Consider the following 25,162-nt stretch of genomic DNA (forward strand, 5'->3'; position numbering starts at 1 on the left):
GTTAAATTTCAAACCATTCATATTTTACACAATAATATATACTTTTATAATAAAAAAGAGGGTTTCGTCTGCGACGAAACCCTAAAGAAGAGAGAGGGGTGAACAAATGGCAGCATTCCAGGGAAATGTCCAGCCAATAAGACTGAAATATTCCGTACAGCAAGCACTGGGGAAGCACCTGCTGTCCTGTTATCCGCATGAAGCATGCGGAGTCCTGCTGGGTGCTGCCGCAGCGGGTGGCATGCTCATTGATACTTACGTACCCTTGCGCAACGTAGCGCCAGACCCGCTGCACACCTTCACTCCCCACCCCGAAGAGTGGATTAATGTTCTTTACAACGAACCGACAATCATCGGTCTATTTCATTCCCACCCACATTCAGCACCTATCCCTTCAGTTACCGATTATAAAGGATTAACAGCACTAGGACCTGAGTTTGCCCTCTATCTTATAGGTTCTCCCAACACCAAAGACAGCGGCAATCCAATTCTGAACGGATTTTATATTGAGCGTTTGCCTGATGACCACGGTAATTTGTCCCGCGGTTTATCCCAAGCCCCGCTTCACGTTCTACTTAAATAAGCATAGAGATCTCCCAAGGTATCCACTTGGCCGCGCTCCGAAATTTCCCGAAGGTAGATCACCCACAGCTGCGCTGTCATCTTTGCGTCTTCCAAGGCATGATGACGGCCATGAATCGGAATTTCGTGCACATATAGCAGCTCATCCAGCGAATAATTACTTCGTTGTGGCTCAAGCCAACGCGCTAACATCATCGTGTCCAGCACACGGTGTGTAAGCTGAACTTTAGAGGTTTTCCATAAAGCAGCATTAAGAAAAGCCTTATCATGTGAGCTTGCATGTGCCACCAGCACATTCTGACCTACAAAGGACATAAAATTATGAAGACCATCCATTAAGGAGGGAGCGGATTGTGTCATTTCTTCCGTAATCCCAGTCAGCCTTGTAATATCCTCCGGAATAGCCGTCTGACAGTTCACCAGTGTATAAAAGCATTCTTCTTCTTTAATCTGCTCTCCAACAACCTTGACGGCTCCAAAAGACATAATCTCATCCCCATGCTGATGGGAAAAGCCTGTCGTCTCTAAATCAAAGATCACTGTCTCTAGTTCAGACAATGGGGTATGTAGCACCTCAGGACGCCGCTTCTCTCGCATCAAAGATCGAATAAAGGCCATTTGCTGCGCAGTCTGTTGCGCAGTTTCGCCACCTCTCATCGAAGCGATAGCCGAGGGCATTCCACCTTGTCTTAGATTACTCCAGAATCCTCCGCTTTTGTTCGGCTCCCTCATGACCGCCACCTTTCCGCTGAGCGGAGCTGACGCTGCAGCGCCCGGTGAAGGCGTCTGACAAGCAGCAGGCTTTCACGCAGCTCAGACAGCAGCTGCTTATTCTTCAATTCACTCTCAGCTACATAATCACTGCTGATTAACAATCCATCCTGAACACTATATGGCGTGTTCACTCGCAACCGCATTGCTAATAAGAAAGCTCTGCGAATATCCTCTAAATGTTGATATTTCCCAAGCCTATCAAGGGCTTCAATCCGCTCTAATGTCGAGCCAGCTCTAATGCCATGTAGTAAGGACAACCGTCTAACAATGTTCACTAACGGAATATAGACCCCATACTTAACATCAAATCCGCCTGCATAATCACCAAACCGTTCTGTTAACACCTGTCCCAGTAAATTCAAAGTCGCTTTATGGCGTACTGTATTGCGAAGAACAGCATTAGACAGCTGCTCATTTTCCGCAAAGCCTTCATAGAAAGTTTCTTGCCACTTCGCTGATAACTCCACGCTTCCTGCCACATGACGCATATCAGAAGAAATAATAAGATACCGGATCGGCTCCCATTCCAACTGATTTCTCCAGCTATCAAGCTGCTCTATCCATTCAGATAATGTCTTACGCCACATAACTTGGGAGCACATCACCTTCCCCGCACATTTCTCATACCCTACTTCTTCAAGCATATCGGATAACAAAGTTCCGAAAAATTCGAAATAGCGATTTTTTTCCCCATCAGGCTCTCCTTCGACTATCAGGCCATTATCCTGATCGCTCCAAAGCGTTGCCTCCTGCCTCCCACTGCTGCCAAACACAATAAAGGAATAAGCACAGGGAGGCGGGCCATAGCCCGCCTCTTTCAACTGCGCCTCACATATGAGTACTGCGGTTTGGGCAATAAGATCATGCATAGTATTCACACGGAACATCCATTCCTCTATAGGAATAACATTCAACTGTTCGAGAAGTACTTTTTGACAGGCAACACGCCTCTCCCTAAGCTCCTCTGACGAACCGGCCAATACGATGGTCCTAAAGCTTTCTTCATTATACTCATCTGTTAACTCCATCGATGCCACACGGTCCGCCTCCCTGTCCGAGGTGAAATATTATTGTTTAAGGGTTTTGGATTCCGAATCTGCGATCAATTTCATTTGTTCAGGGTATCCGTAAGTACCATGCTCACTGATATCCAGACCCATCAATTCTTCTTCTTCTGTAACACGAAGTCCGATAGTTACCTTCATTACATACAAGATGATGAAAGAAAGAACGGCTACGAAAACAAATGTTCCAACCACACCCAGCACTTGAACCCCTAGTTGATGGAAACCGCCACCGTAGAACAACCCAGCTTCACCTACCAAGCCGCCTTTAGTAATAAGCTCAGGTACAGCGAACAGACCCGTTGAAACTGCACCCCACATCCCCGCAATACCATGCACCGAGAAAGCATAGATTGGATCATCAAGCCCTGCACGTTCCAGCCATTGGGAAGTCATGAATGTAAAAGCACCGGCTACAAAGCCAATAATGATTGCTGCCCATGGATCAACGAAAGCACATGCTCCTGTGATTGCAACCAATGCAGCTAGAACACCATTCAGCATCGCTGGAATATCAGATTTACCAAAATACAACCAAGATGCAATTAGAGCTGCCAAACCACCTGCTGCTGCTGCGATGTTCGTAGTTAGGGCTACGTGACCGAAGAAACCGCCCATTGGGGACAAAGCACTACCTGGATTGAATCCGAACCAACCAAACCAGAGGATAATAACACCGAGTACAGTAAATACTTGGTTATGACCTGGAATAATCACTGGTTTTCCTTCTTTATTAAACTTACCAAGCCGAGGCTTAAGCAGTATGGTTGCTACCACTGCTGCCGTTGCACCTGTAAGATGAACAACTGTGGAACCTGCATAATCTTGCATTCCCAGCTCAGCCAACCAGCCACCGCCCCATACCCAGTGAGCTACAACTGGATAAATTACGACGGAGAACAAAATTCCGAAAATGATATACACACTTAGCTTCGCACGTTCTGCCATACCACCAGATACGATAGCCAAGGAAACTGCTGCAAAGGCCATTTGGAATAAGAATTTAACATTTAAAGTAACATCAGAAAATGCAAGTGATTCAAAAGAAGCTGCGGTTGAATCTCCTCCGTACAAGAAGCCTGTAGTACCGAAGAAGCCATTGCCGTTACCGAAACCAAGTCCAAAGCCGATAGCCCAGAAGCAAAGACTTGCGATAGCCAGGGTGAGTACTGTCTTACCTGCTACGTGCCCTGCATTCTTCATCCGAACCGAACCCGCTTCGAGCATTGCAAACCCTGCTTGCATAAAGAATACTAAAATGAATGCCAGGAAGGTAAACGCTGTGTCCAATCCGACTTGTAAGTCAACGTTCGTCGGACCGTCCGCTGCAAAAGCACTTACCGGATAAATCATCAGTGTAATCATGGCCAGTAACATCATCAACCATTTCTTTTTCATTTTTACCCCACTCCCCAATGTTATATTTTCTAACAAAGCGTGAAACTCTTAATGTCATTATAATCAGAAGTCAGGTAAATTGACAAGACTATTTTGGGAATGTTTTTATTTTATTTTATTTGAGCACACGAAATTTTCACAGTACTAATGGACTAGAGGTCCAAAAGGCCTGATTCTAGCTGCATTTTCATTAAAATAACTACGTGTACAATCTCATTTATATTACCTAATTATTGAACGCATCTTTTACCAAAATCACAAAATACATAACATTTAATGTTATGTATTGGGGTAACTTATAGTTTTCATCCCCAATCATTCTTCAAATTTGATATCCCTTTGAGTTTGAGTGTATTGTATAGAAACTACAGATCACCGTTCATGAATTAACCCTTCTTTGCTGCATATACTTTATGAAAGTATGACGTTTGACTGTATGGTTTCCAGTTTGTTATCATTACAGATAGCATAAGAAACCATCAATTTAGAAGATGACCGCCACTTATCGGCAGTCGTATTCAATTAGTGAGGCGAGATTAAATGGGGATATGATTTTGTATCGAATTGGAGAATTAGCTAAGGCTGCTCACATTAGTGAACGAACTATTGATTATTACACGAAACTGGGATTAATCTCCCCGGAATCTAGAAGCACCAAAAATTATCGGCTATACAGCCATGAAACCTTGGCTGCTTTAGAACGTATTACTCAATTAAAGCATGACAAGTATTCATTGGAAGAAATCAAATCTATGCTAGGCAAATGGAATGAGGCAACACCAGAAACCGACGTCTCTGATAAATTAGTCGAGTTAGAGCAGCAAATGCAGCGGCTAGAACGGGAAGTAAAAGCCCTTGAACCTCTTATAAGTGGTTTGAAGCCAGGACAGGCCAGTCGCGTACTTTCAAATCTGCTCCCTCAGGGATTAGCCTGCATGGAAGCGATCCGGCTATTGCTTACGCAAGGACCGCCAATGTAAATACCATATTTACAATACAGTGGAGGAATGCACCTATGTTTATGTACCTGTTAGTAATTATTGCCTTTCTTTTCTCATTGTGGGCACAGTTTAGAGTTAAAGGAACCTTCAGCAAATGGTCGAAGGTAGCTAATTCGAACGGCCTGACTGGATATGAAGCAGCTAGACGTATGCTCGACGCCAATGGCTTACACGATGTTCCGATTGAACCTGTAAGAGGCACACTTTCAGACCATTATGACCCCATCCACAGGGTTGTACGCTTATCAGAGCCTGTGTATTATGAAAGCTCCATCTCTGCAATCTCTGTCGCTTGTCACGAAGTAGGCCACGCGATTCAGCATAAAGTAAGTTACCCTATGTTGACACTTCGTCACCGGATGTTCCCGGTAGTTAATTTCGCATCAGGTGTCGCGCCTTTCATGCTGATGGCAGGTTTCATCTTCGGTTACTTTAATCTTATAGGCTTGGGTATCATTTTCTTCTCAGCTGCTGTTGCATTCCAGCTCGTAACCCTGCCTGTAGAATTCAACGCCAGTAACCGGGCTCGTCAGGTCATGGTAGAACAAGGTTTCATCCGTAACGAAGAAGAACGCGGAGTAGCAAAGGTTCTCAACGCCGCTGCATTAACTTATGTTGCCGCTGCTCTAGTATCCTTGCTTGAACTGCTTCGCTTAATCACCGTCTTTTTAGGCAACCGCGACTAATATCGCATACCTCTAAACAACAAAAACCCCGGAAGGCTAAGAGCCGACCGGGGTATTATTTTGTCTAGCTTTAAAGTAGGAGATTAAAAAAGTCCGAAAGGAACGTGCCACCAGCGGCAATTTACTATCTGTACGGTAGATCAAGCCAACCGTTCTCGTCACCGCAGGCTCCACAACCCTCACCTGAGCTGGTTGAAGAGGATTCGTCTGATAGAACGCCATCTCCGGAAGCAGGCTTACACCCATCCCTGCGGCCACCAAACCACGAATGGTATCGGTCTCTCCGCCTTCAAATGCAATCTGCGGTTGAAATCCCGCCTGCAAGCAAGCTTGCCAAACGATAGGTCTTAACGAATAGCCTTGGCTGAATAGAACAAACTTCTCTTTTTGCAGCTGTTCCAACCGGATCTCAGACTCTCCTGCCAACCTGTGATTCTGAGGAAGAATCGCAAACAACTCTTCAGTCATTACAATATCCCCCGAGACATGCTCATCATTCTCCGGAAAAGGCGAAATGAAAGTTAAATCCACTTCTCCAGACAATACGTCTTTTATCAAAGAAGGGTAAGATCCTTGTTTAAAACGAAATTTGACATGAGGATAATATTTACGAAAATCTGCAACGATAGTCGGGATGAGATGTGTGCCAAGACTATGCGGGAATCCGATCCGAATCTCTCCACGCTCAGGATCCAGAAATTCATGCACCTCATTTACCGAATGCTCCAACTCTTTAAGGATACTCTCAACCTTCTTGCAAAAGAGCTGTCCAACAGGCGTAAGCTGCAGATTGCGCCCTTTTTGCATGAATAGATCAACCCCAAGCTCTTGCTCCAGCTGATGAATCTGACGGCTTACCGCAGACTGCGCTACATGAAGCTCTTCTGCCGCTCTTGTTACGTGTTCTTTTTGAGCTACCTTTAAAAAATATTGCAGCTGTCTTAGCTCCACTCCATCATCGCCCCTGTCTTAGGCTTTTTTTGAATATACGAATAATTAGCCCATATACGAAAAAGCCAGAAACCAAACCTCCGAGATGCGCAACCCAATTCACATTTGGTGTAGCAAACGACATAATGATCCCGATTATTAACAATCCATATAAAGTTTTACGCGAGCCCTCATCCATCATGGCCCGTTGAATAACTGCAATGTATAAAAATGCACCATAAATGGCGTAGATTGCTCCAGAAGCACCAACCGAGACCGTACCAAACTCTACTACTGAGCGAGCACTAATCGCAATTGTAAGCACATTTGCCAGAAATCCGCCCACCAGATAGAGCAGCGCATAACGCCACCAGCCCAGCAATCGCTCCAGAGGCGGTGCAAACACCAGGAGAGCGAAGCAATTAAAGAACAGATGGGAAAACCCATTATGTAAAAAAATAGCGGCCAGATAGCGCCACAGTTCCTCTTTGTACGGACTCACATCAACTATAGCACCAAAATCAACAAGCGTTTGAATATTTGTTGATCCTCCGTTAACTGCCATAAGGATAAACATGATCACATTGGCCAATATGAGCAGACAGGTTACCGGATAATACCGGACATAACTTTTCCAATTTTCGTACCGAATAAATATCATAACACCCATCCCTTTACATATATATCTTGTCCGGTTGGACATCTTCCTGCTATTAAGATTATAATTTATTGTGGCAGTAAGAATCCAATATTATAATTCGAGGAGGAAAACAAGGATATGACGCAAGAAAAAACAGGCGTAGCTACTTTTAAAGGCAACCCCATCACTCTCGTAGGACCTAAGCTAACAACTGGTGATCCTGCACCCGATTTTGTTCTGAGCAAGAATCTCCTGGAAGACGTGTCTCTAAGTGATTATGCCGGTAAAATCAAGCTGATCAGTGTTGTCCCTTCTCTTGATACCGGGGTATGTGACGCACAGACCCGCCGGTTCAACAGTGAAGCCGCAGAGCTTGGTGACGATGTGGTAATTCTCACTGTAAGCACGGACCTGCCGTTTGCCCAAGCTCGTTGGTGCGGTGCTGCCGGCATCGATCGAGTTATTACTCTATCCGATCACAAAGCAACCTCATTCGGACAAGCCTATGGTGTGCTGATTAAAGAATTCCGCTTAGATATGCGCTCCATTTTTGTTCTGGATAAGAACGACAAGATCGTATATGTTGAATATTTGAGTGAAATGACCGAGCACCCTAACTATGAAGATGCTATTGCTGCTGTGAAGAAGCTGCTCTAATTCTCCAATCAGTAGCGGTTATTACAACAATACTTAATAATCTCTGTTAAAAAAGCGGCAGAAGGTCCATCCTTCTCCCGCTTTTTTTGTAATAGAAAGATTTATCGATAACACACTGAGCAGCTCACCGTTTACGTAAACGCATTCATACTATCCCTAAGCAAGAAGGGTTTGACGGGCCTCTAAAAATCAGTCTGCTTTGTATTTTCCTAATTTTTTGTCCAAAGATGCATACAAGCGTTGAATCACACGGTAATTCGCCCCGAGATCACCAAGTGAACCTCTAGATGCAGAATACATATCTACACCACAACGAACAGGCGTCGTATTAAGCACCGATACCGTAATGTCCAGCGTACGGCCAAATGCCGTTCTCTTCTCAAGAGTAATCTCACCTACAGACTCCACTTCGTGAAGCACCTTAAATCCAGGAACTTTCTTTAAAGTCGATGAAACTTCTTCCCATGCTTTGTCTTTAGTTAGATTGTAATAACGCGTTTTTAATGTCGGATCTTTGGCGCGGTCGCTTGTTCCATCATGACTGCGGAATAAGCCAACCAAGGTTCTTTTTAACGACAAAATTCTTCCCCCTCTACAAATCCCAAGTTCATTATTCTAAGTGTAACACTCTTGTCTCAGGAACAAAAGGGTATAACTCACTTTCCCTTTATTCCAGACATACAAAAAAGCGCCCGCTCCCATTATTCACGGGAAACAGGGCGCCTTGGCTTAAACAAGAGAAAACCCGCTTATGCCGTCCGGCTACAGTGTCTTCTGAACCTGCTAGAGCAGGTGGGTGATCGCAGAAAACGTTTTTGAATTCCCCAAGTCATATAGACAGGGCGGTTCAGCTGCGCTTCGTGTAGATCTCCCAAGACATTATCATTGGTTCAAAACAACGAGTAACCGTAACGTACATCGCAGGATTTGTTATTATTATATTGCGTTTTAACGAAAAAGTAAACCTGTATGCGCTTTATTTTTACACAGGAATTAATTACCTGGAAATATCCAACGCTAATCCAGTTTTTTGTTAAATGCGTTTGGTGTCCTTTTCATCAATTTCATCCTCGTAGTCATCATCATCGTCGTCATCGTCGTCATATTCATTCCGATTGTTCAATGCTGCTGCTTCTGCTTCTTCCTGCTCTTTCAGCTTCTTCTTTTCTACTTGCAGCTGTAGCTTATTATAAGTAGCGTAGAAGTTAAAGAAGGCCGCCATTGCAATCAACGTTGGAATACAAATGAAATAAAGAGCCGGATATCTAAGACCGATATAAACAAGAACTGCGGCTGCAATCAATGTAGAGAACACACGAATTGGGCGTGCTATAGTCAGCAATATAGAATTGGTCATCACTTGCTTGAAGCCCATTTGGTAATGAACCACAATGGAAAAGAAGTTAAACATGGATACCGACAAAAGTATCATCAGCACCAACATCAAAATACCAACAATTCTGAAGTTAGGCATTTGTGTCATGTAAACTGTTACATCAACGTACATAACAACAAACATCAATGTATAGATAACTCCTCCGAGCATACTTTTTACATAGTTCTCTTTATACCCCTGAAAAAATGTACGAAAAGTTCCTACATCCGTATTCCCCATTACCCATTTACGCACTACGGTAAATAAAGCGGCTGAAGCTGGAAACACCGTAAAGGGCGCTAAAATCCCCATTGCCCAGTTCAATGTAATTTGCTCGTTCGCTCCACCTGCGCCTGTCCCTAACATAATCATCTTTAAAACACCAAAAAACAAAAACGGGGCGGAACATAGTGCCCATAAGATATTACTGCCTGCGATACGTGAAATCCATTCTGTCACGCGGTATAAGCCGCCCATTGCTCCTTTAAACTCCAATTCCCTTCCTCCTCTGTCTCTTACATACTACATATCTTAACTATACCTCATTTGACCTCCTCATTTCCATAGCCCAACTTTCTGAATTATAGACTATCGTCTATACGTAAAGCCTTTATAGTCCATATATTAGGATTGTAACCATAAGAAATACCAAAATCCCCACATTCTAAAGGAGGTTATCTCATGTCTACACCTGTTGGCTTCGGCGGTTGGACTTCTACAGGCACGATCCTCGTATTGTTTATCTTGCTCGTTATCATCACTCGTACATTCGGATACTAATATCACACAAAACAAATTCGCGCCCTACTAAGGACATAACAATTCACCAAACATCCTTATATTTCAGCAAAAAGAAGACGAGAACCGCAATGCGGCATCTCGTCTTCTTTGGTATCTTGACGAAGTATTAATTATCGAAATCTTCACGTTTTGCAGGACGAGTGCTCGTGCTGCTTGGACGAGTGTATGGTTTACGCTCTGCGCTGCGGTTTGCACCACCGTCACGAGCTGGTGCGCCATCACGGTTGCCTTTATAGCCACCGCCATAGCCGCCACTGCCGCTACCGTAGTTGCTGCCACCGCTGCTATAGCCACCACGACTACCGCCACCGTTATTATCACGGTTACCACGGTATCCGCCACCGCTACCGCTGCCACCGGAAGTACCACGGTTTCCGCCATAACCACCATTAGGTTTACGGCCACTGCGGATATCGTTTTTGCCACCACGACGTTTAGCACGAATTGGATCTTCAGGAGTCAATTCAATTGCGGAATCCTTCTTGTCGCCAGTGAGAAGCTTCATAGCTGCGGACAACAATTGTACGGAATCATATTGCTCAAGCAATTGAATAGAAATTCCTTTGTACTCGTTCAACTCTCCGCTTTCTACCACTTCAAGCAAACGCTCAGCAGTAACGCGTTGTTTACCTTCAATAGCTTCAGCCATTGTTGGCAAAGGTTTACGAGTAATCCGGTGACGAGTAACACGTTCGATCAAATGCAGGTGATCAATTTCGCGTGGAGTAACGAATGACCAAGCCGTACCTTCTTTACCTGCGCGTCCTGTACGACCAATACGGTGTACATAGCTTTCAGGATCTTGTGGCAAGTCAAAGTTAATTACGTGAGTTACGCCGGATACGTCCAGACCACGTGCCGCTACGTCAGTAGCTACCAGCACGTCAATGCTGCCATCACGGAATTTACGCATTACAGCATCACGTTGGTTCTGTGACAAGTCACCATGCAATCCATCAGCAGAATATCCGCGTTTTTGCAAAGCTTCAGCAAGCTCATCAACCCGGCGCTTAGTACGTCCGAATACGATAGCTAATTCAGGTGATTCCATATCAATCAAACGACTAAGAGCTTCAAACTTTTGACGCTCAGGCACTTCCACATAAGCTTGATCAATCAGTGGGGCACTGATTTGTTTCGGAATAACGGAGACATGTTGCGGGTTGTTAAGAAATTGTTGAGCTAGGCGTTGAATGTTTGGTGGCATTGTAGCAGAGAACAACATGGTTTGACGTTCTGCAGGAACGAGCTTCAGGATAGTCTGAATATCTTCCATAAAGCCCATATCCAGCATTTCATCTGCTTCATCCAATACAACGGTTTGAACATCATCCAAACGGATCGTTTTACGGTTGATGTGATCGAGCAAACGACCAGGTGTACCAATAATGATTTGTGGTTTCTTTTTCAATCCACGGATTTGACGTCCAATATCCTGTCCACCATAAATCGCCAACGAGCGAAGACCTTTGAAACGGCTTAGTTTGCCAATTTCTTCTGACACTTGGATGGCCAACTCACGTGTTGGTGCCATAATAAGGGCCAAGATTTTTTCGTCTTCACGGTTAATCTTCGAAATGAGGGGGATACCAAAAGCAGCAGTCTTACCTGTACCAGTCTGAGCTTGACCGATCAGATCCGACCCAGTCAATGCTAATGGGATCGACTGTTCCTGTATCGGTGTTGCCTCCTCAAATCCTAACTCTGTGATTGCTTGTAGCACTTTTGGCTCCAAGCCAAATTCTGCGAATGTTTTCAAATTATTCATGCTCCTTCTATACAGTGGACATTCCACATGCTTGTCTGTATTCTTAAGTAGCGGTAAACACATTTATAGGCTGTCCAATCATGCTCTATTTTCTGCATGATATAGCGCTTTTGGGACGAAAAGCCTCCCTAATCATCAGGTACCTTGTTGTACCTGAGCAACTGTAGCTTTACATCCGATGCAATGCAAAAATACCATTGTAACGTTCTACTCAAGAATATCCTATACATTATATCACAAACACATGTGAGAATACCAGTGGGTTCCTTTCTTTTCATTGCTTTCATGTTTTAATTTTTTAAATATATATATAAGGGTGGATTTACTTGTTAAGACAGATTTTGAATTGTTTGGTTGTTTTTTTAGGGGCAGCACTGATCGCCAGTGGATTTAATCTATTTTTAATTCCACACCGTTTACTAAGTGGTGGTGTATCTGGGCTTTCCATGTTAGTGGGTTATTTCACTCCATTAAACATAAGCCTCCTATACTTGCTCTTTAATATTCCTCTGCTGGCTGCAGGCTGGTTCCAGTTAGGCCGGAGATTTATTATTATGAGCATGTTGTCCGTTGTGTTTACAACCTGGTTCTTAACAGTGATTCCCGAGCATCTGGTGGCTACAGATATGCTGCTGTCCTCTGTGTTTGGCGGAGTTCTCGTTGGGATTGGCTGTGGTATCTCCTTCCGTGCAGGAGGTTCTTCCGGAGGTTTTGACATCTTGGGTTCAATTATCACTAAATACCGAGATTTCCCGGTCGGCAATGTAGTAGTAAGTTTAAATGGACTTGTTATCCTGGCGGCCGCTTATCTTGACCAGAACTGGAATTTAGCACTTTCATCAATGGTATCTATATATGTAACAGGTAAAGTGTTGGATATGATTCATATCAGCCACTTAAAGGTAACCGTATATATTGTAACAAACCGTACAGATGAATTACTGCAACATCTAATAGGCCTTCAACGAGGTGTCACAAAGATTAAAACAGAAGGTGCTTATTCTCACGTTGAAAAGGACATGCTAATGACGGTAACAACCCGCTACGAACTTGCAGAGCTACAACGTATCATCCGCACGACAGATCCTCAAGCTTTTGTAAATATTGTTGAAACAGTTGGTGTTATGGGTTCCTTCCGGAAAGACAAAATGAGGAAATAAAAATTCCTAGTATTGGAAAATGCACCAACCTCAGAATTATGATATATTATACACACGCAGAACCCTAACAATTTCATAAAGATTGAGATTTACCCCTCTTTTTTCCAAAGCACTTCGTTTTCCGATGAACACTGAATCTATTCAGAACTATCGAAAAAGGAAAGGGTGATTTTTGTGGAAATGGAAACGGTAAAACTGTCAGCAATCGTCATGAGGTGGTATCCTGATATGATGCCGTTTCTCAAACAGGACGAATTAAATTCAGTAATCGTTCTGCGAGACGGGCTAAGTATTCTGGAACCTGCAGATGCCATGGATATTATCCATTACAGCATCTGTGAACATCAGAATTCTGCGTATCTTCAATGAGCAAGCCGCAAGAGAAGTCTTGATAGTTGCCGCCTTGGGTTCGGCCCTGTTGCCGATTTAAGGCGGCATTTACTTTTTTCATACCGTTTCGAATCCATACATCTCGTTTATAAACAACAAAGGCGGTTTTTTATTCCCAATCTGAGCTAATATTGTTACAACACTGTTCTTTTTGGGAGCAACCGTTCCTATATAATTTAGGGGAAAGTACATAAAGGGAGAGAAAAACGAATGAACATCACCTGGGCTCTACTGATGATGGCCTTGGGAAGCGTAGGCGTACAACAGAACCAACATGACGCTGAAGTGGCGATCGCTTTGAAGTCCGCCATGAATCCCCCCATCATTGCACAACAAAACAACAATTCGAATGTAGCAACTCCAGCTCCAAGCGCTTCACCTGAAGCAACAAACTCAGAAAGTATGTTACACACCGATCCACAACCAGACGCACCCAAAGTAAAAGGCATTTATGTTACCGCCTACAGTGCTGGTGGGGAACGAATGGAAAAGCTGCTTACATTGCTTGACCAAACCGAACTTAACTCAATGGTAATAGACATTAAGGACGATGCGGGTTATATCACGTATAAGACCGATAATGCCGACCTCCAGAAGCTCGGTAACCCTCAGCCTTTTATTGGAGATATCAATAAGTTAATGGAACGTTTGAAGAAACATGATGTTTATCCTATCGCCCGGATTGTTGTTTTTAAAGATTCTATTCTTGCCAAGAAGAACCCGCAGATGTCTTTTGTTAATACTGACGGCACTGTATGGAAGAATAAGGGCGGCGACAGCTTTGTTAATCCTTATAATGAAGATGTGTGGAAATACAATGTGGATATCGCCAAGGAAGCTGTTAAGCTCGGCTTCAAAGAAATTCAGTTCGACTATGTTCGCTTTCCGGAAGGATTCGAAAAACGTGCTGATACCCTTAAATACACTAAAACCACTGACTCACGCGTAGAAATCGTATCTAATTTTGTTAAATATGCCAAAGCAGAGCTAGCTCCACTTGGTGTCCGTGTGTCCGTAGATATTTTTGGATATGCCGCATCTGCCCCTGCTGAGGGTATCGGCCAGGACTTTGTTAAAATATCCAAGAATGTGGATGTTATCAGTCCAATGGTTTATCCAAGCCACTATTCAACGGGATGGTTTGGCGTGAAAGAGCCCGACTTAGATCCTTACGCTACAATCAAAGGTTCCATGGTTGATACACATAAGAAGCTTGATCCACTGGGCAGCTATAAACCCGTTATTCGACCTTGGATTCAAGACTTTACAGCAAGCTGGCTCGGAAGTGGTCATTATGTGAAATATGGTAAAAAACAGGTGGAAGATCAAATCCGCGCTTTAAAAGATGAGAACGTGGATGAGTTCCTTCTCTGGAACGCCAACAATCGCTATACTGCCGATGTTGATTACGAAAAACAATGAATACAGCCCTTATTATTTATAGCTGATCTGATATATGTATGCTAAAGACCCGGCGTCTGCCGGGTCTTTTAACGGAAACTTATTGAACTATTTAACCTATTCCTTGAAAAATCTTAAAGAATGAGGCACAGAATTATGATACAGACCACCTCTTTAAAACAAAAGGCAGGACAATTTTTTCATATTTTATTCCCAATCCTTGTTACACAAATTGCTTTATCCGCGATCACCTTCTTTGATACTAATATGTCCGGTAAATTCGGAACCGTCGATCTGGCAGGAGTTGCGATAGGAACTAGTCTTTGGATTCCAATCCAAACCGGTCTCAGCGGTATTCTTATGGGGATCACACCTATTGTTTCACAGCTCATCGGGAGCAAAAAGGATAAGGATGTTGCCTTTCAAGTCACACAAGGTATTTGGCTGTCACTGATTGTTTCGATCATCGTCTTGCTAATTGGCAGCTTTGCCTTGTCACCTATTCTTAATTTTATGAACTTGGAGTCTGGTGTAAGAGATGTTGCTTTCCGCTTTCTCAGTGCTATTTCGTTCGGAATTATCCCCCTGTTTGGATATACGGTACTTCGTAGCTGTATAGACGCTTTAGGGCAAACACGCGTATCCATGTGTATTACACTAATAGCTTTGCCTGTAAATGTAGGTTTGAACTATTTGCTCATCTTCGGGAACTTCGGATTCCCTCGTCTCGGGGGCGTTGGTGCTGGGGTCGCTTCAGCTATTACCTATTGGGTTATATTTGCCGTTGCTCTACTGTTCATATATCGTTCTCAGGCCTTTGTAAATCTCAGATTATTCCGTAAGTTCTATTTTATATCGTTAAACAGCATTAAAGATTTGCTCAAAATCGGAGTACCCATCGGTTTCTCAATTTTTTTCGAAACAGCTGTCTTTTCCGCTGTAACCTTGTTAATGAGCCGATTTGATACCGTAACAATTGCCGCGCATCAGGCAGCAATCAATTTTGCAACAACACTCTATATGATTCCGCTCAGTATTTGCATCAGCCTTACCATCCTCGTCGGCTTCGAGACCGGGTCTGGCAGACAAAAGGATGCACGCCAATATGCCATAATGGGTATCGGACTGGCGGCAATCCTTTCGCTGGCCACAGCTTTATTACTCTTATTTGCCGGAAATCATGTAGCTGGTCTATATTCAGATGAACCCGATGTCATCTCGTTAATTCAGCATTTCCTGATCTATGCAATCTTTTTTCAAATCTCAGATGCGATTGCTACACCTACTCAAGGTGCGCTTCGCGGATATAAGGATGTTAACCCAGCCTTTATCATTTGTTTTATTGCCTATTGGGTAATTGGCTTACCTACAGGTTATGTACTTGCAACTTACACAGATCTAGGAGCATTCGGCTACTGGATTGGTCTTATCACCGGTCTTGCCATCGGTGCGACCCTGCTATTGTCTCGGCTTATCAAAGTTCAACGGCGTTATGCCGCACAATACACACAGGAACAACCACAGAGTTAACGATCCATATTACACAAAAAAGGAACAGTGCGAATCTCGCAGCTGTTCCTTTTTATATATAGGGTCGCTAATTATTGGGAAAGACGGGAAGCCAGCTCATACAGCTCCAGGTCAAAGCCCTTTTTCGTATTTACAACGAGATCAATATCCGTAAGGGTTAATTCACCTTTGATGATACCACAAGCCTTGTCGGATTCACCTTCGATTAGCTTACGTACGGCAAAATCGCCAAGACGGCTAGCCAAATTCCGGTCTCCAGGAGTTGGTGTTCCACCACGTTGGATATGTCCGAGTACAGTAACACGTGCATCCAGAGAAGCATGACGGTCTTTCAGAGCTTGAGCCACATCTTCACCTTTGCCAACGCCTTCGGCAACAATTACGATACTGTGGCGTTTACCTCTGATAAAATTATCGCGCATCCGGTCAGCAACTTCATTCAAATCATACGGCATTTCCGGCACAAGAATTGTTTCTGCTCCGGAAGCCAGTCCAGCATGCAGCGCGATATCGCCACAGTGGCGTCCCATAACCTCTACAATCGAAGAACGTTCATGGGAGGACATAGTGTCACGCAACTTGTTAATAGCGTCTACAACAACGCCAACCGCTGTATCAAACCCGATAGTGTAGTCTGTGAAGGAGATATCGTTATCAATCGTACCTGGCAAAGCCATAGTCTTGATACCGAGTTTACTTAATTTGTTAGCTCCTTTATAGGAACCATCTCCACCGATAACTACTAGACCATCGATACCCAGTTCATTAAGGATATCCGCGCCTTTTTGTTGTCCTTCCGGTTTCGTGAACTCCAGACATCTTGCAGACTGCAGAACAGTACCGCCACGTTGAATAATATCTCCTACACTGCGAAGATCCATTGGGAATATATCGCGATTCAGCAGACCTTGATAACCACGTTGCACCCCAAATACCTCAATACCGAAATAAAGTGCGCTTCTTACAACCGCACGAACAGCGGCGTTCATTCCCTGTGAATCTCCACCACTAGTCAATACTGCGATTTTTTGAATTTTAGACATTCTGTTGTTCCTCCTTAAAATTGTGCGAAGCCTGATACTTCTTATAAAAATAACTTCGCGACATGGTTACAAAAAGCGTTTGCGTATCCAACGGCTGTTAGCGAAGAAGAACAGTCTTGTAAGCGGACTGCCTTTCATCAGGCTTTTAGATACAGAGCGAACTTCCCGCTGTTCGCTAACTTTCGGATCAGATAAATAAAGTGCCAGCAATCCCTCAATCACCATACGATGCATCGAAGACTCTGGAAGATTACGAACATCCTTACGGGCCCACTCAACCATTGCAGCGATCCGACTCAGCATGGTATCCGTGTCATCATAATAATTGCAGAAATTAAGATCACCGCCTGCTCGGTCCTCTTCCTGATCAATCAGATAATCCAGCATAATGTGCAGACCACATACATGCGGAAAATACGCGGCTCGAATCGAAGCCGCAGAAGCTTGGTTCAGCTTCGGATCACATGCGGATAGAAATAACATAAATACACCTAGCGTTGATCCCGTTGCAGCCGAAAATTCATTCCATTGCAGATGTGGTGCTCGACTGCCCTGTTCCTCCCACCACTCCTTCAGGGCTGTTTCCCTGAGTTCCGGGCGGATGTGCTTATACACTTGTAAATCTGTATAGAGCACAGCCAGTTCTCGAATCTCCGCTGCAGCAGCGGAATAACCTGGCAACAAAGAAATCATCTCTTGGCATTTGCGAACCAGCCTGTACAAATATCCGCCGTCATTCTGTTCACTTCGAAGCGCATAATAATTACCTGGCTCAGCATTTGGATCAATAGCATCCAGCATAGATTGATGCAGCAGCCTGAAATCTGCAGGATCAAGCGAAGTACTGCGATCACATAAGTTGTCCAGATAATCACTGATAGTTTGATAAGCAACAATTAGCGGAATCAGTATATGTTTCATCGATAAATTGCCGGCGGCATAAATACCACCGCCTATGCAATGAAACTCTTTAGTTTCAATGCTGGCAAGTGCTTGCTTCCGGAGCTCGGGATCGGGAATCCCGTTCGCATCTTGGCGCCAGAAATGGAGACATTCTCTCACTTCCGGCAGCACGTACTTATAGACCCTGTTCATAAGTCCCAGTGGACCACGCGGGCTAAGGTAACGGCCTTGCTCTAATTCACTCAATGACAGTGCCTCCACATTGTTGTCTCCTTATCCAAATCACCACTTATTATAATATGATCAGGCGTATTTGTACAAACAACAAAATCACTTTCGTAAAATCATGAAAGATTCAGAAATACAGCAGTTTTTAAAAACATCTCCCCATTGCTTTATGCTATACTAGGCATATTTCAATTTCGGAGGAGTGCAATCCATGTTTTCAAAACGGACCGGCAGCCTTTACAGCGATCAAAACTGGCTGCGTTCCTTTCTCTTTACCATATATGGTACCAGCGTCCTTGTAGTATCCTACTTTCCTTTATTCTACACACATTTAGGGTTTAGCAGTTCTCAGATAGGCTACTTGTATTCCCTCGGCCCCCTTATCTCCATCCTATCCAATCTATTCTGGAGTATGATAAGCGATAAGTTAGGCACCATTCGAAAGATCATGTTCATATTACTTGCGGGTCAATTAGTAACTGGTCTTCTATTAGCCAGAGCGACGGAATTTTCATCTGTCATGCTTATTTTGTCCTTCTTCTACTTCTTCTATTACCCAGTTTTTCCGCTTGCCGATACAATGGCTATCAAAGTTGCCGAAAGACACGGACGGAACTTCATTACCATTCGCGTTTTTGGCTCCTTAGGCTATTCTTTCTTTGCTCTAACCGTTGGCTATGCATTAAGAGCATTGGGCTCTACTTGGAGCTTGACCCTATGTATCATCATCATTATTGCTGCACTTTTAATTACCCTAGGACTTAAGGATGTTAAAAGACCTGCTGTTATAGAAACAACGAATCAAGATAAGGACACAGCTGAAGCTGATAATAGCAAAAATGGACTTAAAGATATATTGTTGCAAAAAGAGGTGCTGTGGTTCTTCGGGTGTGTGTTTGTACTCGCGTTAGGCCATAGAATGAACGAAGCCTTTCTGACGATCAGTCTAAAACAACTAGGCGCTGGTGAGGAAATCATTGGCTGGGCACTGCTCGCGTCAGCTCTTAGTGAGATCCCTGTATTATTTATCCTCAGCAGATACGGCGACAAATTCAAAGAATTGCCCTTGCTGGCCTTGGGGAGTCTGATGTATGCTCTGCGTTTTCTTTTGATGTCCCTAGCGGATCATCCAGGCTCAATGATTGCCATTCAAGCCATGCACAGTATATCATTTGGTGTTTTTTATGTAACATCTGTCCGTTATATCACCCGGATTATTCCGGATCGCCTTCGGGCAACAGGTCTTGCCATTTTCACCGTCGTTTGGTCAAGTGCGTCTGGGCTGCTTAGCGGTACCTTTGGCGGCATTATTTATCAAGAGGCGGGGCGTTATATTTTTTATATAGTGGCTACGGGTTTCAGCTTACTCGCTTTTGCAGGGTTTCTGGGACAGCATTTATTGAAATCCAACCTGGATCCGATCAATTATTTCAGAAAAAAGAACAAAAAAGCCTCCCTATAATTAGGGTTGGTATTATTTCATAATACAAAAAGGTCGTTGCACTCCCCTTCACTGGAGTGCAACGACCTTTTTCATTTTGGATAACTTCTATAGTGGGCGTAAAAAAACACAGTTCCCGAAAGAACTGTGTTCTGTAAGTTGGTAACCACTCTTGCAAGGGCTTGCCAAGTAAATTATATATTTGTAGCAGACAGCTTAACTGTCCTGCTGTTTCTTATAATTTTACTACGTTTTCAGCTTGCGGTCCGCGACTACCATCAGTGATGTCGAATTCTACTTCTTGACCTTCGTCCAAAGTCTTGAATCCTTCACCTTGAATTGCTGAGAAGTGTACGAATACATCTTCGCCGCCTTCTACTTGAAGAAAACCATAACCTTTTTCTGCGTTAAACCATTTTACTGTACCTTTCAATTGAACAACCTCCTAAAAATAACCGCCATATATGGCGTATAACTATAGTATACTGCAATCTTCTGTTCAAATCAATCAAACCCAACCCTTAATATATGATTTAATTTGCTTTTCCCTTCTCCAGTGCGTTATCATTGAGCCAAAAGCCAAAAATCGCCAGGGTGGTAATGATAATGATCAAAAAACATGAAATATACAAAACAGACAAATGGAATATGATGACGGTAGAAGTTCAAGGCCGCTACATTGTACTCCGCGAAATTTCCGATCAATGGGGAGAAGAAACACATACCTTCCTGAGTCGTCCAGCGATGATGCAATGGGTGAATAACCGCTTCAACAAAGAATCTTATAAAGACAATGAAGAAGAGTACAAAAACATCATTGCAGCTTTCAAACAGGTATAACAGGAAATGAATAACGAAAATCTCACGATTTATGTTGTCCTAGTCCTCTGTCTAGGCGCAGTATTAATTATGACCAAGGATCGTGTCCCGCCGAAATTAAAGCGGGGCATGGCCATGGCTGCGGTCGTAATGATTCTGTTTGCTTTCATCTTTGTTATTTATAGCTTGTTGGCATAACTACCATATAAAGAAGACTAAATATTAATAATCAGGACTTAGCAGGACATAATAAGCTGACTCTACTTTTCAAAGAGGAGGACGTCATGCCTATTACACTCAAGTCCATCCCTCTTCTACTTGTGCTCAGCTTGCTACCGGGTGAAATATCATCCACAGTATTGCCGAGGGAGATTATGCCTACTACATCTCATCATTCTAGGAGGGTTTCTATGGAACAATTATTGAAGAGAAGTGAAGTACCTGCTGAGAATCGTTGGAAGCTTGAAGATATATTTGCCTCTCAGAAGGATTGGGATGCAGAATATGCTGAAGCTAAATCACTGATCAAAAAAGCTGCTGATTTCCAAGGTAAACTTGATTCCGCAGAAGCTGTGAAACAATGTTTTGAGCTGGATGACAAGCTGTCCGTCTCCACTGAGCGACTCTTTGTCTATGCTCATATGCGTCAGGATGAAGACACTGCTAATCCTGAATATCAAGCTTTGTCCTCCAAAGCGAAGAAGCTTGGGATCGAAGCAGGCGAAGCCTTTTCTTTTGTAACCCCAGAAATCTTGGCACTGCCTATTGAGAAGCTGGATCAATTTATTGCTGATCCTGAACTGTCCGCTTACACCTTCACTTTAAAAGAGATGAAACGTGAGAAAGCGCATGTATTGTCCAAGGCTGAGGAAGCTCTGCTTGCCCAAGTTGGAAACCTAGCACAAGCGCCTCAGAACATTTTTAGTATGCTGAACAACGCAGATCTGAAATTCCCTAAGATTAAAGATGAAGATGGCAAAGAGGTCGAGCTGACTCACGGCAACTATATCAAGTTCTTGGAAAGCTCCGATCGCGAGGTTCGCCGAAATGCTTTTAAAGCAGTCTATGACACCTATCGTAAGCAAAAAAACACCATCGCAGCAACGCTTAGCGCCAATGTGAACAAAAACGTCTTTTTCTCACACGTCCGCAAGTATCCATCTGTAATGGAAATGTCTCTTTACGGTGATAACATTCCAAAAGAGGTATATACCAACCTGATCGATACGATTCATGAGAGTCTTCCTTTAATGCACCGTTACATGAAGTTGCGTCAAAAGCTGCTTGGTGTGGATGAGTTACATATGTATGACCTATTTGCACCACTAGTAGATGAATATAAGCTAGATATCACGTACGAAGAAGCGAAGAAAATTACCAAAGAAGGCCTCAAACCGCTGGGTGAAGATTATCTGAATGTGCTGCAAAAAGGCTACGACAATGGCTGGATTGATGTCTATGAGAACGAGAATAAACGCTCTGGAGCTTACAGCTGGGGCCCTTATGGCACACACCCATACGTCCTGCTGAACCATAACGATAATCTGAACAGTATGTTTACTCTGGCACATGAGATGGGTCATGCTCTACACTCTTATTTTTCAGACAACGCTCTGAACTATCGGGATGCACAGTATACCATTTTCCTTGCAGAGGTTGCCTCGACTACCAATGAAGCTTTGCTTATGGATTATCTACTCAAAAAGTCTACAGATCCTAAGGAAAAAATGTATCTGCTCACCTACTATGCCGATCAGTTCCGGACAACGATTTTCCGGCAAACGATGTTCGCAGAATTCGAAAAGATCATTCATCAGCGTGTTGAAGAGGGCGATTCGCTTACCCCACAAGATCTTTCGAGTATCTACTACGACCTGAATGTCAAATACTACGGCAAAGAAATGGTTGTAGATCAGGATATCGAGATGGAATGGGCACGAATTCCGCATTTCTATAACAGCTTCTATGTTTACAAATATGCAACAGGCTTCTCGGCAGCGACTAGCTTTGCCAAACAAATCCTTGAAGAAGGCAAACCGGCGGTAGATCGTTACCTCGGCTTCCTGAAGAGCGGTGGCAGTGATTACTCCATCAATATTTTGTCAAAAGCAGGCGTTGACATGTCGTCTCCTGAGCCGATTCGCGAAGCGATGAGTGTGTTCGAAAGTGTTATCGCGCAAATGGAACAGTTGACCAAATAAGGCAGAGAGCTTAGTATTACATTAATCCCTTGCCCTATCTGGGCAGGGGATTTTATATTGTTATATCCCCCTGAGGAGGAAGAATTCAATGAGAATTCAATGGTCACTAATTGCGGGTCTAATCTTCGCGCTGCTAACCGCCATATTCGCAGTCATCAACGTTGATCCCGTTCAAGTCAATTTCGGTTTTGATGTGGTTAATATACCACTTATACTCGTTATTCTTGGCTGCGCGTTAATTGGCGGAATCATCGTGGGCTCTTACGGCATTTTTCGTCAATACAAACTACAAAAGCAAATTAAAAGCTTAACTGCTGAGCTTACCAAGCTTCGTGATGCCGACACTTCACTGGATTCTTTTAACACAGACAATGATGGCTTAACAGGAGGGCTTAACTAATGATTACCATTCAACCTAATGAAGACTACATACTTTCCATCCTAAAAAAATTACTCGATACCCCCAGCCCAAGCGGTTTCACTGCACAGGTAATGACACTAGTTGCTGAAGAAGCAGCTGCGCTGAACATACCTTTAAGCTGGAATGAAAAAGGCGGCGTAATTCTTAACGTCCCGGGCCTAGATCCCTCTCGTACTATTGGCATCAGCGCTCACGTGGATACACTTGGTGCCATGGTACGCTCGATTAAAGCTAACGGTACACTGCGACTGACCTCAGTAGGCGGCTTCGCCATGCACAGCATTGAGAATGAATATTGCACGATCCATACCCGCAGCGGCAAAACTTATACAGGAACCATCTTAACCAGCCATCCATCTGTTCACGTATATCCAGACGCTCGTGACTTCAAACGATCAGAGGAGAACATGGAAGTACGTATTGATGAGCTGGTATCTTCTAAAGAAGACGTACTCAAGCTTGGCATTTCCGTCGGAGATTTCATTTCTTTCGATGCACGTGCAGTGATTACGCCTAGCGGCTACATTAAATCCCGTCATTTAGACGACAAGGCAAGCGTGGCTGCCCTTCTTGGATTACTGGAAAGTATTAAACGTGAAGGCTGGAAACCTCTCCACAACCTTTCTTTCCTCATCTCTAACTACGAGGAAGTGGGACATGGTACAGCTTGGATTCCTGGTGAAATCAATGAAATGATTGCCGTCGATATGGGCGCCATGGGTGATGATCTCAGCTGTAAAGAAACCGATGTATCCATCTGTGCAAAAGACTCTTCCGGCCCTTACGATTATGTTATGACAGGCCGTTTGATTGAACTGGCAGAGGCACTCGCAATTCCTTATGCCGTTGATATTTATCCTATGTACGGCTCCGATGCTTCCGCAGCGCTCAGAGGCGGAAACAATATCCGTGCAGCATTGATTGGCCCAGGTGTACATGCCTCCCACTCCATGGAACGTACGCATAAGCAAGCTGTAGTGAACACTGCTAAGCTTCTCGCTGCTTATGTGGGTACAAACTGAGGCTAGCTCTGGCAAGCTAAAACAGCTCTGGAGGCGCAGACAGAGACTTATCGTCTCACTCCTGGTGTTATTGATAGCGGGGTTAGCGCTATCGTTGTTTCTGGTATTTAGAAATCACAAGGAAGATCCCTTTAAAGGTCTTCCTCACGCCTATAGCTTTTTGGAAACAGTGAGTGCAGATAATGTGCAGCTCTATATGATGTCACTTTCACCTGAAGATATTAAGCTCAGGGCCGCGGGTGTCCCTTTACGGCAAGTTAATGCATATGGGATTAACGGTGGTTTTTTCTATCAAGATGCGCTTTTATCCATGGCTATCATGAATGATACTCCAGTCAACGGGGCCCAGAAGGGTTATGGGTCTGGCTGGTTCAATGCTAAATACGCACGTGGAACTCTTGTCTGGGATGGTGCCAGCCGTAGCTTCTCCGTACAGGTTGTCTCTTCTGGAGAAGAATTGAAGATTACTGATCGCCAGCATTATTTTGCGCAAGGTGGCATTAGTATGAATCTGGGACACGAAGACTTATGGGAAGCGGCAGTAGCTGAAGAGCATCTTCCTTACGCTGATGAGAAACGCCTGCGCTCAGGCATGGTGTATGACAACACAGGAAAGCTCTGGCTGATTGTTACCCCAACGCTCTCAACAGCGGCAGATTTCCGCTCAGCGATCCTCCAGACAGTTCCTGCCAAGGGTCTGGAGGGTATCTTCTTGGACGGAGATGGCTCTTCCCAGATGAATGCGAAGGAAATCATTGTACCCGGCGATTCTCGGTCTGTAGTGCAAATGATTGCTGTGGACGGAACGAAATAAAAGAGTAGAAAAATAAAAGAGTAGAATTCTCCAATTACTGGAGGACCCTACTCTTTTTTTATTGGTGGTTCGCTTGTTCTTCAACAGACACTGCCGGAATTTCCGGTGGTCAT

27 protein-coding genes and 1 other RNA gene are annotated in these 25,162 nt (G+C 43.8%); 16 read left to right on the plus strand and 12 right to left on the minus strand.

Translation table 11 applies throughout. The annotated features are described in order from the left end of the window. Positions 1 to 106 precede the first annotated feature (106 nt). Positions 107 to 583: a M67 family metallopeptidase gene (locus tag MKY63_RS30750; RefSeq protein WP_076275006.1), complete on the plus strand. Its 477-nt coding sequence runs from the start codon at positions 107 to 109 to the stop codon at positions 581 to 583. On the opposite strand, the gene MKY63_RS30755 is transcribed toward MKY63_RS30750, so the two are convergent. Genes MKY63_RS30755 through MKY63_RS30765 form a run of 3 tightly spaced genes read right to left on the minus strand, consistent with a single transcriptional unit; the run spans position 565 to position 3,818 of the window. Beyond that, entirely contained in the window at positions 565 to 1,314 is a 750-nt protein-coding gene (locus MKY63_RS30755; RefSeq protein ID WP_038569828.1) for an exonuclease domain-containing protein, read from the minus strand. The two genes, MKY63_RS30750 and MKY63_RS30755, sit on opposite strands and share 19 nt — an antisense overlap. Beyond that, entirely contained in the window at positions 1,311 to 2,384 is a 1,074-nt protein-coding gene (locus MKY63_RS30760) for a DUF294 nucleotidyltransferase-like domain-containing protein (protein WP_076275061.1), read from the minus strand. Before MKY63_RS30760 ends, MKY63_RS30755 begins: the two co-directional genes overlap by 4 nt. A gap of 39 nt (positions 2,385 to 2,423) precedes the next feature. Further along, complete coding sequence (locus MKY63_RS30765) at positions 2,424 to 3,818, minus strand: ammonium transporter (RefSeq protein ID WP_036689307.1); 1,395 nt, start codon at positions 3,816 to 3,818, stop codon at positions 2,424 to 2,426. 548 nt (positions 3,819 to 4,366) lie between these two features. Between MKY63_RS30765 and MKY63_RS30770 the strand changes: the two genes are divergently transcribed. Both MKY63_RS30770 and MKY63_RS30775 read left to right on the plus strand, forming a co-directional pair. Continuing rightward, entirely contained in the window at positions 4,367 to 4,798 is a 432-nt protein-coding gene (locus MKY63_RS30770; RefSeq protein WP_036689305.1) for a MerR family transcriptional regulator, read from the plus strand. A gap of 35 nt (positions 4,799 to 4,833) precedes the next feature. Next, the gene (locus tag MKY63_RS30775; RefSeq protein ID WP_036689302.1) at positions 4,834 to 5,505 is read left to right on the plus strand and encodes a zinc metallopeptidase; all 672 of its coding nucleotides are present in this window, start codon (positions 4,834 to 4,836) and stop codon (positions 5,503 to 5,505) included. 36 nt (positions 5,506 to 5,541) lie between these two features. On the opposite strand, the gene MKY63_RS30780 is transcribed toward MKY63_RS30775, so the two are convergent. Together MKY63_RS30780 and MKY63_RS30785 are read right to left on the minus strand one after the other, a co-directional pair. Next, complete coding sequence (locus MKY63_RS30780; protein WP_036689300.1) at positions 5,542 to 6,456, minus strand: LysR family transcriptional regulator; 915 nt, start codon at positions 6,454 to 6,456, stop codon at positions 5,542 to 5,544. 4 nt (positions 6,457 to 6,460) lie between these two features. Further along, entirely contained in the window at positions 6,461 to 7,096 is a 636-nt protein-coding gene (locus tag MKY63_RS30785; protein WP_076223329.1) for a rhomboid family intramembrane serine protease, read from the minus strand. A 117-nt stretch (positions 7,097 to 7,213) separates the two neighbouring features. Between MKY63_RS30785 and tpx the strand changes: the two genes are divergently transcribed. After that, positions 7,214 to 7,732, plus strand: a complete 519-nt coding sequence (tpx, locus tag MKY63_RS30790) for a thiol peroxidase (protein ID WP_038569826.1) — start codon at positions 7,214 to 7,216, stop codon at positions 7,730 to 7,732. Positions 7,733 to 7,921: 189 nt separating this feature from the next. Here tpx and MKY63_RS30795 read toward each other — a convergent pair whose 3' ends face one another. The 3 genes from MKY63_RS30795 to MKY63_RS30805 all read right to left on the minus strand — a co-directional run bounded on the left by MKY63_RS30795 (position 7,922) and on the right by MKY63_RS30805 (position 9,602). Beyond that, positions 7,922 to 8,311: a DUF1499 domain-containing protein gene (locus tag MKY63_RS30795; protein ID WP_036689295.1), complete on the minus strand. Its 390-nt coding sequence runs from the start codon at positions 8,309 to 8,311 to the stop codon at positions 7,922 to 7,924. A gap of 159 nt (positions 8,312 to 8,470) precedes the next feature. Next, a non-coding RNA gene (gene ssrS, locus MKY63_RS30800) (6S RNA) lies at positions 8,471 to 8,662 on the minus strand. A 103-nt stretch (positions 8,663 to 8,765) separates the two neighbouring features. Continuing rightward, a complete protein-coding gene (locus MKY63_RS30805; RefSeq protein ID WP_036689293.1) occupies positions 8,766 to 9,602 on the minus strand; it encodes a DUF624 domain-containing protein in 837 nt (278 codons plus the stop codon). Between the two features lie 186 nt (positions 9,603 to 9,788). On the opposite strand from MKY63_RS30805, the gene MKY63_RS30810 reads away from it, so the two are divergent. Then, on the plus strand, positions 9,789 to 9,887 hold the full coding sequence (locus MKY63_RS30810) for a hypothetical protein (protein WP_036689290.1): 99 nt from the start codon (positions 9,789 to 9,791) through the stop codon (positions 9,885 to 9,887). A 127-nt stretch (positions 9,888 to 10,014) separates the two neighbouring features. Here the strand turns inward: MKY63_RS30810 and MKY63_RS30815 are convergent, their stop codons facing one another. Then, positions 10,015 to 11,667 carry a DEAD/DEAH box helicase gene (locus MKY63_RS30815; protein ID WP_339810997.1) on the minus strand — a complete coding sequence of 551 codons (1,653 nt, stop codon included), beginning with the start codon at positions 11,665 to 11,667 and terminating at the stop codon, positions 10,015 to 10,017. A 335-nt stretch (positions 11,668 to 12,002) separates the two neighbouring features. Here MKY63_RS30815 and MKY63_RS30820 point away from each other — a divergent pair, with 335 nt between their 5' ends. From MKY63_RS30820 to MKY63_RS30835, 4 genes are all read left to right on the plus strand, one after another. Then, the gene (locus MKY63_RS30820) at positions 12,003 to 12,836 is read left to right on the plus strand and encodes a YitT family protein (RefSeq protein WP_036689285.1); all 834 of its coding nucleotides are present in this window, start codon (positions 12,003 to 12,005) and stop codon (positions 12,834 to 12,836) included. A gap of 180 nt (positions 12,837 to 13,016) precedes the next feature. Continuing rightward, positions 13,017 to 13,205 (plus strand): hypothetical protein, encoded by a 189-nt coding sequence (locus MKY63_RS30825; protein WP_036689649.1) that lies wholly within the window; start codon positions 13,017 to 13,019, stop codon positions 13,203 to 13,205. 231 nt (positions 13,206 to 13,436) lie between these two features. Further along, positions 13,437 to 14,648, plus strand: a complete 1,212-nt coding sequence (locus MKY63_RS30830; RefSeq protein WP_076098402.1) for a putative glycoside hydrolase — start codon at positions 13,437 to 13,439, stop codon at positions 14,646 to 14,648. A gap of 135 nt (positions 14,649 to 14,783) precedes the next feature. Beyond that, the gene (locus MKY63_RS30835) at positions 14,784 to 16,157 is read left to right on the plus strand and encodes an MATE family efflux transporter (protein ID WP_036689279.1); all 1,374 of its coding nucleotides are present in this window, start codon (positions 14,784 to 14,786) and stop codon (positions 16,155 to 16,157) included. Between the two features lie 71 nt (positions 16,158 to 16,228). On the opposite strand, the gene pfkA is transcribed toward MKY63_RS30835, so the two are convergent. Together pfkA and MKY63_RS30845 are read right to left on the minus strand one after the other, a co-directional pair. Next, positions 16,229 to 17,200 carry a 6-phosphofructokinase gene (gene pfkA / locus MKY63_RS30840; protein WP_036689277.1) on the minus strand — a complete coding sequence of 324 codons (972 nt, stop codon included), beginning with the start codon at positions 17,198 to 17,200 and terminating at the stop codon, positions 16,229 to 16,231. 66 nt (positions 17,201 to 17,266) lie between these two features. Beyond that, positions 17,267 to 18,349 (minus strand): tetraprenyl-beta-curcumene synthase family protein, encoded by a 1,083-nt coding sequence (locus MKY63_RS30845; RefSeq protein WP_036689648.1) that lies wholly within the window; start codon positions 18,347 to 18,349, stop codon positions 17,267 to 17,269. Between the two features lie 193 nt (positions 18,350 to 18,542). Here MKY63_RS30845 and MKY63_RS30850 point away from each other — a divergent pair, with 193 nt between their 5' ends. Further along, positions 18,543 to 19,793, plus strand: a complete 1,251-nt coding sequence (locus MKY63_RS30850; protein WP_076107451.1) for an MFS transporter — start codon at positions 18,543 to 18,545, stop codon at positions 19,791 to 19,793. A 214-nt stretch (positions 19,794 to 20,007) separates the two neighbouring features. Here MKY63_RS30850 and MKY63_RS30855 read toward each other — a convergent pair whose 3' ends face one another. Then, on the minus strand, positions 20,008 to 20,205 hold the full coding sequence (locus MKY63_RS30855; RefSeq protein WP_036689272.1) for a cold shock domain-containing protein: 198 nt from the start codon (positions 20,203 to 20,205) through the stop codon (positions 20,008 to 20,010). Between the two features lie 173 nt (positions 20,206 to 20,378). On the opposite strand from MKY63_RS30855, the gene MKY63_RS30860 reads away from it, so the two are divergent. The 6 genes from MKY63_RS30860 to MKY63_RS30885 all read left to right on the plus strand — a co-directional run bounded on the left by MKY63_RS30860 (position 20,379) and on the right by MKY63_RS30885 (position 25,049). After that, positions 20,379 to 20,612: a hypothetical protein gene (locus tag MKY63_RS30860; protein WP_036689271.1), complete on the plus strand. Its 234-nt coding sequence runs from the start codon at positions 20,379 to 20,381 to the stop codon at positions 20,610 to 20,612. A gap of 6 nt (positions 20,613 to 20,618) precedes the next feature. After that, entirely contained in the window at positions 20,619 to 20,789 is a 171-nt protein-coding gene (locus tag MKY63_RS30865) for a hypothetical protein (RefSeq protein ID WP_036689267.1), read from the plus strand. 212 nt (positions 20,790 to 21,001) lie between these two features. After that, positions 21,002 to 22,792 (plus strand): oligoendopeptidase F, encoded by a 1,791-nt coding sequence (gene pepF, locus MKY63_RS30870; protein ID WP_036689265.1) that lies wholly within the window; start codon positions 21,002 to 21,004, stop codon positions 22,790 to 22,792. Between the two features lie 88 nt (positions 22,793 to 22,880). After that, positions 22,881 to 23,192, plus strand: coding sequence for a lipopolysaccharide assembly protein LapA domain-containing protein (locus MKY63_RS30875; RefSeq protein ID WP_042126298.1), 312 nt, complete (start codon positions 22,881 to 22,883; stop codon positions 23,190 to 23,192). Between the two features lie 2 nt (positions 23,193 to 23,194). Next, positions 23,195 to 24,235 carry a M42 family metallopeptidase gene (locus MKY63_RS30880; protein WP_036689645.1) on the plus strand — a complete coding sequence of 347 codons (1,041 nt, stop codon included), beginning with the start codon at positions 23,195 to 23,197 and terminating at the stop codon, positions 24,233 to 24,235. Positions 24,236 to 24,329: 94 nt separating this feature from the next. Further along, a complete protein-coding gene (locus MKY63_RS30885) occupies positions 24,330 to 25,049 on the plus strand; it encodes a hypothetical protein (protein WP_256717038.1) in 720 nt (239 codons plus the stop codon). Positions 25,050 to 25,162 lie beyond the last annotated feature (113 nt).

The organism is Paenibacillus sp. FSL R7-0189, from assembly GCF_037969925.1.
In the GTDB taxonomy this organism is placed as follows: Bacteria; Bacillota; Bacilli; order Paenibacillales; family Paenibacillaceae; genus Paenibacillus_AQ; species Paenibacillus_AQ odorifer.